We start from the raw sequence: 12,623 nt of genomic DNA on the forward strand, positions 1-12,623 counted from the left end.
CTGAGCTTTGCGCCGCGTTCGGTGTCAAAGAGTCCGAGCGATACGCCCAAGTCCCAGTGCGCCTTAGGCTCAAAGTCAAACTCACGAGGCGTCCTGAGTGTTGACTGCGAGATTCTCTTACTCGCCTGGTACCAATTACCAAAATTATCTGGGGATTCTAAGATTATATTTTTTTCTTCGCCGCCTTCTGGGACATCCTCAAGCACAAGGTTTGGCAGTTTGGACAGGAGTGTTTCCTGTTCCATGTCGAGAGACTTCAGTTTGAAATCGAGGTTTTGAAGCCTTACCTTGACTTCTGAAGATCGTGTTTGTAGTGTCTCACTATTTTCACGTTCTTCTATCGCTTGCGTGATGCTTACCGATGGTGGATTTAGATTATTTGAGCTGAGTGGAAGACGATCCACCCCTGCTTTCATTGCTGCCGCTATCTGTTGGCCAAGCCTTTTTTGCTCGGCGCGGAGCACTTCCCACTCGCTCTGCTTCTCGCGGCGGGTGACATCGAGCGCCAGAAGGGCGTCTATCTTACTTGTGTCCTCGCCGCGCTTGGCAAGGTTGGCCTTAATGGCATCAGTTTCGGTGCGAATTCGTCGGATATCCAGCATAACGCCGCTATTGTATCGTCAAAATCAGCTACACTGGGAGCCATGCATCCACGTGCTCAAGCGCTGATCGAAACTCTCCAGCTCGCACCTCATCCCGAAGGCGGCTACTATCGCGAGGTCTTTCGTTCCGCCGAGACCGTCACCCCAAGCGATGGTCGTCCGATTCGCTCAGCGCTGACCACGATTTACTTTCTCCTGCCTGCCGGAGCCTACTCCCGCTGGCACAAAGTGCTCTCCGATGAAGTGTGACATTTCTAGGCGCACCCCTAGAGCTTCTCTGCGATGATGAGCGCTGGGTTCTCGGGCCGGTGGTGCTAAGTGGCGAGCAGGCACCCGTCCACACCATTCCCGCGGGCGCGTGGCAGGCCGCACGCTCGCTGGGAGAGTACACACTGGTGGGCTGTACGGTGGGGCCAGGCTTTGATTTTGCGGATTTTTCGCTAAAACCACTTGACTGAAATCATAATTGACTTTATAATCATAATCAATATTGATTATGAAAAAAGAAAACAAAGCAGAGATTATCTTCCACCCCGTCCGGATTCGGGTCGTCCAGGCACTGTTCGGCGAGCGCCAGATGACCGCCCACGAGCTTCAAACCGCCACAGGAGTTGCCTCTCTCGCCACCCTCTACCGGCACCTGAACCGCATGGTGGAGGCCGAGATTCTCGCCGTGGTGGAAGAGCGACCCGTTCGGGGAGCGATCGAGAAGGTCTACGCCTTCGCCCATGGAAGCGTCGCGAAGTTCCAGCCAGAAGAATACCGGGCGATTCCTCCCGAAGATCAGCTTCGCTACTTCAACGCACTCGTCGGCTCCCTGCTCAACGACTTCGGGCGCTATGTCGGTCAAAAGCAATTCGATCGAGGCGAAGATGGGGTTATCACCCGCCAGATAGCGCTCAACCTGACCGATGAGGAAGCGAAGCAACTTTGGGAGACGCTCTACGAAGCGCTCGCTCCCTATCAAAAGCTCGCGCTCGACCCTGCCCGCCGCCGTCGCATTCTAACCACGATTCTGCTTCCCGTGGTGGAGCAAGTTACCGAAGAGGAGACCCCATGAACCTGAGATTCCCCACCGCCGTCGTTACAATAACGCTGCTCGCTCCTTGTGCCGCGAACGCCGACACCATCGACGACTTCGTCCGCGCCCGCCAGAAAAGAGACCACGTGCCCGGAATCGCCATCGCGGTTCTGAAAGATGGGAAAGTGGTGCGCAGGAGGGGCTACGGCCTGGCCGATGTCGAGCACAATGCTCGCGTGACCGCCAGCACTCCCTTCCAGCTTGCCTCGGTGACCAAGCAGTTCACCGCCGTAGCCGTCCTGATGCTGATGGAAGAAGGCAAGCTCAAGCTGGACGACAAGGCGATCCAACACCTGCCCGACCTCCCCGATGCCTGGCGCGACGTGACTGTACGACAGCTTCTGAACCACACGTCGGGCATCAAGAGCTACACGAACGTCGCGAGCTTCAGAACAACCTTTCGCAAGGACTTTACCCAGACTGAGATCGTCGATGTGGTGAAAAACGAGCCGCTGGAGTTCGCGCCCGGCGCAGGCTGGAACTACAACAACACGGGGTTCTTCCTGCTGGGAATGCTGATCGAGAAACTCACCGGCAAGACCTACGGCGCGTTTCTGGCGGAGCGTATCTTCCAGCCGCTGGGAATGACCCGGACGCGGGTGAACGACCTGGGGATCGTGATTCCGGGGCGGGGGCGGGGCTATAGCTGGCGTGACGATCAGCTGGTAAACGGCGAGTACATCAGCCCGACGCAGGCGTATGCCGCCGGGGCGCTGGTCTCCACGATCGACGATATGGCTCGGTGGGAAGGGGCGCTCGCTTCCGGGAATCTCCTGAAAAAGTCGAGCTACGAGCAGATGTGGACTCCTACCCGATTGCCTGGCCGTAAGGAAGGCTACGGTTTCGGGTGGTGGATAGATGAGATCAACGGGCATCGGCGTATCTCCCACAGTGGCGGCATTCCCGGCTTCGCTACCGAGATCTCGCGCTTCGTCAATGACCGTATCACTATCATCGTTCTGTGCAACTCGGATTCGACCGACGCGGATTCCCTTGCAAAAGGCATCGCGCGACGCTTCATCCCGACGCTGACCCCTACGACGCCGAAGGCAGTCGCCGTAGCGCCGGAAACGATCCGGGGCATCAGCGGCTATTACGACCGCGAAGGCAGGATCGGCGCTTTCCTTCGGCGCTCCGGCCAGCTTTCCCTGGACGGCGAGACGCTGAAGTTCTCGGCTCCCGATACGTTCTTCCTCGCCAATTTCGACGTCAGTCTGAGGCTTCAGAAGTTCCGTGCGGTGAAAGACAGCGCCGGGCAAGTCAAAGAAGTCGTCAAGAACGAGGAGCGCCGCGCCGCACGCATCGGTCCGCTGGCGAACGACGCGCCCCCGCAACACGATCCGGATACGGCGCTTACCCGGCGTCTCGAAGCCACGCTGAAAGCTCTTGCGCAGGGTGAGAAAAACCTGGATAGCTTCCCGGTCACTCCTGGCTTCAAAAGCCAGTTTGCGGGCACCCCGCTCCCGGAGCTGGTGGGCGGCGTGAAAGACATCTCGTTTGTCGCTGCCTTTAACGTGGCCGACCGGGGAATCCTTCGGTTCGGTAGTAAGGTCAGTCGGGTTCTCTACTACAAACTCAGCATCAATGGCGCAGCGAAGTACATTCTGATATATCTCACAGACAATGGCCTGATGGCGGATGAAGATGTCGTAAAGGATTAGGAACCAGTAGATCGTCGAATTTTGGGGTTGCGAACTTTGAGTTAACAGTGTAAACTTAACGGTGTTAAGTAATGGGAAGTACAGATAGGCGAAAACGAGAACGGGAGAACCTTCAGCGGGCGATCCTGGATGCCGCACGCGATTTATTCGTGGAGCAGGGCTTTGCTGCCGTCTCGTTACGCAAGATCGCGGAGCGCATTGAGTACTCTCCCACGGCGATCTATCTCTACTTCAAAGACAAGAACGAGATACTAGCCGCGCTGATTGGGGAGGGGTTTGAGCTTCTTTGCACCCAGATGCACCAGATTCAGATCGAAGACCCGGTCGAGCGCCTGCGGCAGGGAGCCCGCTGCTACTTTGCCTTTACACGTAACCATCCCCAGTACTACGCGCTGATGTTCGAACTCTGCGACGAGGACTTTGAGAAAGCCTTTGGCCCCAAGCCCGAGTCGGGGATGCAGGCGTTTAACTTTATCCGTGGCGCGGTGACGCAGGCGATGGCGAGTGGCGAGTTTCGCACCGACCAGCCCGAGATCGTGGTCTCGCACACCATCTGGGCACACATCCACGGAGCCGCCGCTCTCGCACTGGCGCGGCGGCTTACTATGCTCCCAGAGGAGCACCACGCGGCGTTTTTCGAGAGTGTCGCCGAGGCAAGCCTACGCGGTTTTTTGGTGAACTAATTTTTTAACTGACTGTTAACAGTGTAAAGGAAAATAATGATGTACATAAAAGCGATCCATTTTGGAGCACTCACTCTACTGGGGCTTGCTAGTGGCTGTGCTCGCACAACAGCGCAAGCGCCACAGAAGATGCCTGCCGCCGCCGGAATCCCGGTGGAAAGCATTACGGCACTGTTGCAAGCATCGCAATCTAGTATTCAGATTAGTGGTCAGATCGAGCCGTATCGCATCGCGACGGTTTCTTCGGAAGTGGCGGCGAAGATTAGTGCACTGCCGATCTCGGTGGGAGCGCGCGTGGAGACGAGTGGGCTTCTGGCACAGCTGGATGCCAGTGTCGCGATTGCCACACTCCACGAGGCCGAGGCGGGGCTAAAGCAGAGCCAGGCCGGGCGACGACAAGCAGAGGCGGAGTACGCTCGTGCCGTGGTGGAAACCGATGCGGGGCAGCAAGCCGCGCGAGCCCAGCTCGCACAGGCCGAGGCGGGGGAGCGTGGGGCGGTGGCGCAGGCGACTCAGGCAGCGCAGAGCGAGCGAAAGGCCCGCTCTGCCACCCGCGCCCAAGAGCTGCTCCAGGCCGAGGCCGCGCTAACCCAGGCGCAAGCGGATGAGCGGCTCGCCACCAAAGAGCGGGATCGCATCGCCGTTTTACTGAAAGAGGGTGTGGTCGGGCAGCAGGCGCTGGATCGAGTGCAGGCGGCACAAGAGGCGGCGGCGGCTCGCAAGACTGCCGCGGAGCAGGGGCTCTCTCTGGCGAAAGAGGGGGCTCGGGACGAAGACATTCGGACGGCTACAGCAGGAGTGGCGCAGGCGAGTGCCGGTGTTGCGAATTTCCAGGCACAGAAAGACGTTGCCAAGGCACAGCTCCGGGTTGCGGGGACGCGGCCTGCACGGTTAGAGACCATCCGACGGCAGATTGAGGGGCTACGGGCACAGGAGTCCCGTGCGGCAGCAAGCGTGGAGCAGGCGCGGATCTTGGTTGCGAAGCACCGGATTGTCGCGCCGTTTGCCGGACGTGTGCTCGCCAAGCTCACCGAGAGTGGGCAGCTTGTCTCGCCCGGAGCGCCGGTTGCGAGGTTAGGGGACTTGAGCCGTGTCAAGGCGCTCTTTGCCGTGCCCGAGGCGGCGCGGCTGACACTGCGCCCCGGCCAGAGCGTGTCACTGACCGCAGATGCCTTGCCAGGAAAGCGCTTTTTAGGGCGGATCGAGACCGTGGGCTACCAGGCAGACCCTCGGACACGGGCGTTTGCTATCGAGGTTCGCGTGGAGAATTCGGGGGAGGTGCTCTTGCCGAACATGGTCGTCCGGCTCGCACTTGCGCCGACGCGTCGCTCTAGTGCTGTCTTTGTGCCTGTCTCGGCTGTCGCGACGGATGGGAAGAAATCCTATGTTTTCTTGCTGGAAGATGGCAAAGCAAAGCGCCAGGATATTGTCACCGGGAGCGTCCAGGGTGAGCAAGTGGCGGTGCGCTCCGGACTTGTGGGGGGCGAAGTGCTCGCCGCAACCCCGCAGCGCCTGACCGATGGCGCGTCTGTACAGATCAATGGGGAGGGGACGAAATGAGCCCGACAAAGCTTGCTTTTGCCTTCCGCCCGGTGACGGTGCTTCTGGCACTTCTGGTTCTGGCGTTGGGCCTGACGGGGCTCTTTACGATGTCACGCCGCGAAGATCCCGATCTCAAAGGACGCTTTGCCCAAGTGATCGCGCTCTATCCCGGCGCATCGGCGTCGCAAGTGGAGCAACAAGTCACGGAGAAGCTGGAGCGGACGCTCCGCGAGATTGATGATGTGGGCAATGTCACCAGTACCTCGCGGCCCGGTGTGGCGGTGATCCAAGTGGAGGCAGCGGATCGGATGACCGACACGCTGGACAAGCTCATGGACCAGCTCCGTAAGCGTAGCGCCGATCTCAAGCCGCAGCTGCCCGCTGGTGTTGTGAGCGTTGCCGTGAACGATAGGTTCGCCGACACGTCCGCGCTGATCTTTGCCGTAACCCAGCCGGGGGCCAACTCGCGCCAGCTCGAAGTGCTTGCCAAGCAGCTCCGCGACCAGCTCAAGCTGATGCCGGAGACGGGAGAGACGCAGCTCTTGGGAGCCGAGCAGGAAGTAGTCACCGTTGCGCTATCATCGCAGCGGCTGGGCGCACTGGGCGGCGTCGTGACGCCAGATGGAATTGCAGCGGCGATTGCTCGCAAAAATGTGCTCCCGGAAATGGGGGGCTCGGTAACCTCTGGTGATGCGCGACTGACGCTTCTCCCTTCGGGGAACCTGACGGATCTGACGACGCTTGAGAGCCTCGTTGTCGGGCTGTCGGAGCAGGGGGCGCCGGTCTATCTACGCGATGTCGCCACTGTCACCCGGGGCTTTGCGGACCCACCTGCCTCGCTGCTCCGAGTGAGTGGGGCTCCCGCAGTGGGGGTGAGCGTGACGATGCGCAAGGGCGGCAATATCTCCGAGCTGGGCAAGAAAGCCCAGGCCGTTGTGGCGAAGCTCTCGCTGCCACAGGGGGCGAAAATAGTCACTGTCAATAACCTCCCCAAGTCCGTCGAGCGCCGCGTGGATGGCTTTTTCCATGAGCTTGGGCTGGCAGTGGCGATTATCTTCTTGGTGATGCTGGCGTTTATGGGCTGGCGCTCGGCGCTCTTAGTGGGCGCGATGCTCCCGCTCTCGATGCTGGCGACTTTTGCCGCGATGTGGCTTACGGGCCGCGAGGTCCAGCAGATGAGTATCGCCGCGCTGATTATCGCCCTCGCTCTGGTGGTGGACAACAGCATCGTGGTCTTAGACAATATCGAGGAGAAACTTGCCGCAGGCGTGGCTCGCGAGCAGGCCGCGATTCTCGGGGCCGACGAGCTGCGCGGGCCGTTTCTCACGGCGAATCTTGTGGCGATCTCCTCGTTTCTGCCGCTGGCGTTTCTTCCGGGCGGTGTGGGGGACTTTGTGCGCGACCTGGGGCTTGTGACGGCTCTCTCGCTGACGGTCTCGGTGTTGCTCAATCTCACGGTACTGCCGCTGCTCTGTTTCCGTTTTCTGCGTGCCGGTCACGAGGAGAAAAAGACGGCGATCCAGCGCATGCTCGACCGAGGCGTGGACGCGCTTCGGGATGGCAAGGCGAGCCTGGCCCAGAGCGCCTTTCGTCGTCCGGGCATCGTGGTGGCCATCGCGGCACTTGCGCTTTTGGGCGCAATGAGCCTGGTTCCCAAGCTTGGCTTTGTCTTCTTTCCCCCGGCGGAGCGCGATCAGTTTGTGGTAGATATCTGGCTGCCTGAGGGGCGTGATATCAAGGCCACCGAGCGAGCGGTTAAGAAAGTGGAGGAACTGCTTGCGGCTCAGAGTGGCGTGGACTCTTTTGTGTGCTATATCGGGCAGGGCGGGCCGCGCTTCTACTACAACATCTCACCTGAGGCACCAGCGTCCAACTACGCCCAGCTCGTGGTGAACACCAAGACACTGGATCTAACCGAGTCACTGGTCGCGGCGCTGCAAAAGTCCGCGCGGGTTGCCGTTCCTGAGGCGCGAGTGACGGCAAAAAAACTGGAGCAAGGGCCACCTGTCGGCGCACCGATTGCCGTGCGAATCACGGGCGAGTCCGTGGCAAGCCTCCGTCGTGCCGCGATGGAGCTGGCGACGCGGCTCAATGGCATTTCTGCGACACACAGCGTCCACAATAGCTACGGCGAGCTCCCGCTCCAGCTTGACATTAAAGTGGACGAAGACCGGGTGGCGGCTCTTGGACTGTCATCGGCTGCTGTCGCCCAGACCGCACGTCTTGCGGTCACAGGGCAGACGGTCTCGCTCTTTCGGGAGGGAGACAAAGAGATCCCGATTGACCTGCGTGTCGCTACCAATGAGCGCAAGTCCCCCGACGATGTGCTCAATCTCTATCTGCCAGGGGGCGTTAGTATGCGCCAAGTTGCCACGCTGGAGCTTACTCCCGGCGAGGGCCGTATCGTCCGGCGCAATGGCCAGCGCACGCTCACCGTCTCAGGCTACTCCGATGGCACCCGGCTGGCCTCCGCGATTGTGGACGAGCTGAAAGAGTCGCTGAAAAAGCAGCCGCTCGCAGAGAGCCAAGTCGCACTGAGCTACGGCGGCGAGCAGGAAGAGGCCAATAAGTCGTTTGTCAATATGATCGTGGTCTTTGCGGTGGCCTTTGTCTTTAACTTGGTGGTGCTGATGGTGCAGTTCAACTCCGTCCCAATTGTCACCGCGATCCTTGCCTCCGTGCCGCTCGGGGTGATCGGAGCCGTGCCAGGGCTCTTTCTCGCACACCAGAACTTTGGCTTTATGGCGTTTCTAGGGATCGCCGCACTGGGAGGAATCGTGACCAACCACACTATTTTTGTCTTTCACTACGCCCAAGAGGAGCAGCGCCACCAGCAAATCTCCATGGCCGATGCTCTCGTAGAGGCCAGTCGCCGTCGCCTTCGCCCGATCCTGCTCACGGTGCTGCTCTCTGTGGGAGCGCTCTTGCCGCAGGCCTACTCGGGCAGCAAGCTCTGGCCACCACTAGACTGGGCGATTATCGCGGGACTCTTGGTCTCGACTTTCCTCACCATGATCGTCATCCCCAGTGTCTACGCCCTGCTTGCCCGAGGCGAAGCAAGGCACATTGCTGCACCAAGTGCTGCATTGCTTCTGTTACTGACGGCGCTTCCGGTGAAGGCACAAACGCAGACACTCACGGTGGATCAGGCAGTGGCACAAGCACTTAGCCGAAGCCGGAGCATTCAGCTTGCCGAGGCGAGTCTGAACCGTGCCACCGGAAAGACGACCGAGGCGAGGGCAGCACTTCGCCCCACCGCCGGTGTCAGCGCTAACTTAGTGCGCCTCAATCGGGGGCAGCGCTTTGCAGCGGGGCCAGCAACCATCCAGGGAGCCTATCTGGAACAAGCGCAGTACGCCGCCTCCGCGACCCTGCCTCTGGACATTGCAGGGCTCTTGAGCACCGCCAAGAGCGCGGCCCAGCTTGAGGAACTTATCGCCCAGCTCGGGGTGGAGAAGGCACGCCAAGAGGTTGCTCTTGATGTCCGACTCGCCTGCTACGAGCTAACGCGTGGACAAGCCCTGCTACAAGTCGCAAAAGCAGCGCAAGAGACAGCCACGCAGCGCCTCAAAGACGCCGAGGCCAGCCAGCGTGCGGGAATCGCGCCTCGGCTCGATGTGCTCCGGGCACAGACAGGGCTCGCCGATGCTCAGCAGCGCTTACTGCAAGCCGAGAATGGCGTGGCACTGGCACGGGCCGCGCTGGCAACCAAGCTCGTGCTGCCACTGGAGACAGCACTCTCGCTGGACGAGCTTGCTCTTCCAAATAAAACCGAAGCCGACGAAGCCGATGAAGTCGTGCTCCGCAACCAGGCTCTCGCGCAGCGCCCGGAGCTGCTGCAAGCGCGGGCAGGTATTCGCGCCTCCGAGCTGGGAGTGAAGCTGGCACAGCGCAGTCTCTCACCGAGCATGGGAATCTCCGTTGGGGGCCAGTACAATCCCAATGCCGGAGCGCTCTCCGTGCGGGATATTGCCCAAGTTGCGGTGGGGATCACGGTTCCGCTGAGTGATGGCGGCATGGCCCGTGCACGAAGACAGCAAGCCGAGGCGGAAAAAGAGTCCGCTCAGGCGGCGCTGAGCCAAGCGGAAGAGGCGGTTGCCCTAGAAGTTCGGCAAGCGGTTCTCAACACCCGCGATGCCGAGGCGCGGCTCGCGGTCGCGCTGCAAGTGGAGACGACGGCCCAAGAGGCGGCACGGCTCTCCCGGGTGAAGTACAACGCCGGGGTGAGTGAGGGCACGGTCTCACCTCTCCTAGACCTCGCCGATTCCCAGGCCGCTCTGACGCAAGCCCAGAGCAATGTCATCAACGCCCGCTGTGACCTACTCAGCGCACTGGCACGGCGCGATCGGGCTAGGGGCGCAAGATGACGGTCTTGGCGCGGATCGTCTCGGGGAGGGCGCGGAGCTTTTCCACATCCTCTGCAGAAAGGCCAACCCCATTGGGGCCAGCAACAAGGGCCGTCAGCCGGAGTGGGCTGATCCCGACGGACTGGATGGCCTCTACCTCATCACTGGTAATGCTCGACGCGGTGTAGAGAGGGGCATCATTGGGGCCGAAAAGCCCTGCCGTCTGCGCGTTGGCAAGCTGCGTAAAGCTGCGACCGTCTACGAGCACACCCGTATAGGCGCTCTGCGGTTGTGGCTCTGGAGTGGGGGCTATCGGGGCACTCGTTGCCTTGGCAAGAGTCACATAGACAACGCCTCCACGGACATTCTGCTCACCCGGCGGCGGGGACTGATTGACAACACTCCCCACTGGAACCGCCGCGTTCTCCACCTCTGGATTCTGTTTTGAGAGGTCAAGGGTCAAGCCGAAGCCTGCGAGAGCCTTCTCCGCATCCGTTCGTTGCATCCCGACCACATTGGGGACATTCGCATGGACGACCGCATTAGCATTTTCCAAGGGGTTGGTCGGAACGGGTGTGGCCAGTGTGACAGCAGGAGCTTTTTTATTTTTATTTTCTTGTGCAAGCTTGTTTTTGCGGATAACCTCGGCAACGTGCTTGACTTCTCCGGTATTGATGGTGCTGTTGCGCCAGAGCAGGAAAAGCAAGCTACCAACCAGCACAAACGCCCCAACGAGAAGGGCGGCACGAAGCGCGTAGTTAGTTAGTGTGGTACGGTTTTCGGTCTGCTCCCGACTGTTTTCTTGCTCGACAAGCTCCTGGATGCGCGCACGTGCCTCATGAACTTTTCGGGGAAGCCCCTCAAAGCCAATGATCGTGCCATCGGGCCGCTGTCCGGTGAGGTTATAGAGATGCACCAGCTCATCGTGCTTTACCCGAACAATCCCTAGATCCTGAAGCAGCGATTTCCAGTGCTCTTTTTCGGCAACGGCATTAAAGACAGCAGCCGAGACGAGAATATGTCCCTGATCGCCACAGTCCATGACGCGCTGTGCGATATTGATGCCCTCTCCCGCCACGTCCATGATCCCATCGCCATCTTCATCCACGATAATGACAGGGCCGGAGTGGACGCCCATTCGTAGACGGAACTGTGCTCCTACCTGTTCTCGAAGGCTTGAAGACTGGTGCTTGATCACTTCATCTAAGGCAACGGCCGCAGCGAGAGGGAACTCGATGTCCTGAAAAAAGACAACTGCCATGCCATCACCGGTCTTACGCACCATGAGCTGGCCGTCGTTGCGAGCCGCTTGAAAGGCAGGGAGATTATAGACCAGGTTTTGTAGCGTCACCTGCACGGCGGCTTGCGAGTCGGCGGTGAGCCGTGAGTAGCCGACAAAATCTAAGAAGAGTGTGTGGGCAAGGCGCTTGGGCTGGATTTCAGACAAGGACATATTAGTGCCTTAGACGGCATTTCGTGTATCGAAGTTCCGCTATGCTTTTGGATCGTCTGTGGGGCTGTAGTAATAGCCGCCTTCCGGTCCAGGAACTCTATTAAACACAGTGCCCAGCGTGGTTGCCTTTGCCCGATTGAGGAGCTGGAGAGTTTTCTGCACATTGATTTTCTTGGTCTCTCCTCGCCCGATCACGACTAAAGTACCTTGGGCAAGGGACGTGACCAGCATCGCATCCGCGACCGCCAGGAATGGTGAGGTATCCAGCAAGACAGTATCATAGCGTTTTTCGAGATCCGCAAGAGAAGAGGCCATCTTCTCCGAGCCGAGTAGCTCTGTTGGATTTGGCGGAGCGACTCCCACACAGATCACCGAGATATTGTCTATACCACTTGGCTGCACTACTTCACTTATCTCATGCGTTCCCGTCAGAAGATCCACCAGCCCCGGCGTGGCGGTAAGCCCAAAGAGCGTGTGTTGCCTAGGGCGGCGCAGATCGGTATCCACCACGAGAACCCGTTTGCCGTCTAGGGCCAGTGCCATCGCAAGATTTGCGACGAGAGTGGACTTGCCCTCTGCCGGAACGGCAGAGGTGATGGCGAGCGAGCGCAGGGGCTGCTCCGCCACAAAGCGCAGGTTCGTACGAAGCCAGCGCAGCGCTTCGACCAGCGGCGAAAACGGGCGGGCATCGCGCATTAGGCGCAGGTCTTTGTTTTCAATGGTCGGGACAAACCCGAGATTGGGGATTCCCAGTAGGCTCTCAGCATCCTCAGGGACAAGAAACGTATCCGAACTCTCCGTTGACATAGAATTGTGCTCCTCAGATGACATTGTATCAAGCAATGGCAGGCATTTGAAATCTGGGGTAGACTAATTTTTAGTTATGGCACACACGACAACTGGCTACTGGTATTTTAGCTTTTACTTCTTCCCGAATCGGGACGGAGCCGCCCTGTAGCGTCAGCCAGACACCACAAGCAAGCCCGCCCCGGAACCGACCGGAGCGGGCTTTTTTCTTTGGAACCGAGTTAAAAAGAGAGTAACACACTATGGATCAGATCGCCGATAAACGTGATACGAGTGCCGTGCAGCGCACACTCCTTCCTGCCCCAGGAGTGCTCCGCGAGGAGTTTCCGGTGAGTCCTGCTGCCTATCGCACGGTTGCCGAAGGGCGTGTGGCCATCCAGCGACTTCTCAATCGTCAGGACAGCCGCTTTCTGGTGGTTGTCGGGCCTTGCTCGATCCATGATCCTGA

7 protein-coding genes and 3 pseudogenes are annotated in these 12,623 nt (G+C 59.5%); 7 read left to right on the forward strand and 3 right to left on the reverse strand.

The features are described from left to right. A pseudogene (locus RMO15_RS23045) lies at positions 1-602 on the reverse strand (hypothetical protein); the annotation flags it as partial. A 42-nt stretch (positions 603-644) separates the two neighbouring features. On the opposite strand from RMO15_RS23045, the pseudogene RMO15_RS33420 reads away from it, so the two are divergent. From RMO15_RS33420 to RMO15_RS23080, 6 genes and pseudogenes are all read left to right on the forward strand, one after another. Next, a pseudogene (locus RMO15_RS33420) lies at positions 645-1,060 on the forward strand (cupin domain-containing protein). Positions 1,061-1,098: 38 nt separating this feature from the next. Continuing rightward, positions 1,099-1,662 carry a helix-turn-helix domain-containing protein gene (locus RMO15_RS23060; RefSeq protein ID WP_309717853.1) on the forward strand — a complete coding sequence of 188 codons (564 nt, stop codon included), beginning with the start codon at positions 1,099-1,101 and terminating at the stop codon, positions 1,660-1,662. Further along, complete coding sequence (locus tag RMO15_RS23065) at positions 1,659-3,344, forward strand: serine hydrolase domain-containing protein (protein WP_309717854.1); 1,686 nt, start codon at positions 1,659-1,661, stop codon at positions 3,342-3,344. The genes RMO15_RS23060 and RMO15_RS23065 overlap by 4 nt, the downstream gene beginning before the upstream one ends. Positions 3,345-3,415: 71 nt before the next feature. Then, positions 3,416-4,027 (forward strand): TetR/AcrR family transcriptional regulator, encoded by a 612-nt coding sequence (locus RMO15_RS23070; RefSeq protein ID WP_309717856.1) that lies wholly within the window; start codon positions 3,416-3,418, stop codon positions 4,025-4,027. Positions 4,028-4,063: 36 nt separating this feature from the next. Next, the gene (locus RMO15_RS23075) at positions 4,064-5,587 is read left to right on the forward strand and encodes an efflux RND transporter periplasmic adaptor subunit (RefSeq protein ID WP_309717858.1); all 1,524 of its coding nucleotides are present in this window, start codon (positions 4,064-4,066) and stop codon (positions 5,585-5,587) included. Further along, entirely contained in the window at positions 5,584-9,936 is a 4,353-nt protein-coding gene (locus RMO15_RS23080; RefSeq protein WP_309717862.1) for an efflux RND transporter permease subunit, read from the forward strand. Before RMO15_RS23075 ends, RMO15_RS23080 begins: the two co-directional genes overlap by 4 nt. Here RMO15_RS23080 and RMO15_RS23085 read toward each other — a convergent pair. Continuing rightward, positions 9,920-11,368 carry a PASTA domain-containing protein gene (locus RMO15_RS23085; protein ID WP_309717864.1) on the reverse strand — a complete coding sequence of 483 codons (1,449 nt, stop codon included), beginning with the start codon at positions 11,366-11,368 and terminating at the stop codon, positions 9,920-9,922. The genes RMO15_RS23080 and RMO15_RS23085 overlap by 17 nt on opposite strands. Positions 11,369-11,407: 39 nt before the next feature. After that, entirely contained in the window at positions 11,408-12,175 is a 768-nt protein-coding gene (locus RMO15_RS23090; protein ID WP_309717867.1) for a CpsD/CapB family tyrosine-protein kinase, read from the reverse strand. Positions 12,176-12,417: 242 nt separating this feature from the next. Between RMO15_RS23090 and RMO15_RS23095 the strand changes: the two are divergent. Next, positions 12,418-12,623 (forward strand): annotated as a pseudogene (locus RMO15_RS23095) (3-deoxy-7-phosphoheptulonate synthase); the annotation flags it as partial.

This window comes from Armatimonas sp. (genome assembly GCF_031410135.1).
Classification (GTDB): Bacteria; Armatimonadota; Armatimonadia; order Armatimonadales; family Armatimonadaceae; genus Armatimonas.

Bases quoted from the DNA above. Each gene is read 5' to 3' on its own strand.
- RMO15_RS23075 (WP_309717858.1), top strand. From the start codon at position 4,064: ATGATGTACATAAAAGCGATCCATTTTGGAGCACTCACTCTACTGGGG.
- RMO15_RS23080 (WP_309717862.1), top strand. From the start codon at position 5,584: ATGAGCCCGACAAAGCTTGCTTTTGCCTTCCGCCCGGTGACGGTGCTT.
- RMO15_RS23085 (WP_309717864.1), bottom strand. From the start codon at position 11,368: ATGTCCTTGTCTGAAATCCAGCCCAAGCGCCTTGCCCACACACTCTTC.
- RMO15_RS23090 (WP_309717867.1), bottom strand. From the start codon at position 12,175: ATGTCAACGGAGAGTTCGGATACGTTTCTTGTCCCTGAGGATGCTGAG.
- RMO15_RS23070 (WP_309717856.1), top strand. From the start codon at position 3,416: ATGGGAAGTACAGATAGGCGAAAACGAGAACGGGAGAACCTTCAGCGG.
- RMO15_RS23065 (WP_309717854.1), top strand. From the start codon at position 1,659: ATGAACCTGAGATTCCCCACCGCCGTCGTTACAATAACGCTGCTCGCT.
- RMO15_RS23060 (WP_309717853.1), top strand. From the start codon at position 1,099: ATGAAAAAAGAAAACAAAGCAGAGATTATCTTCCACCCCGTCCGGATT.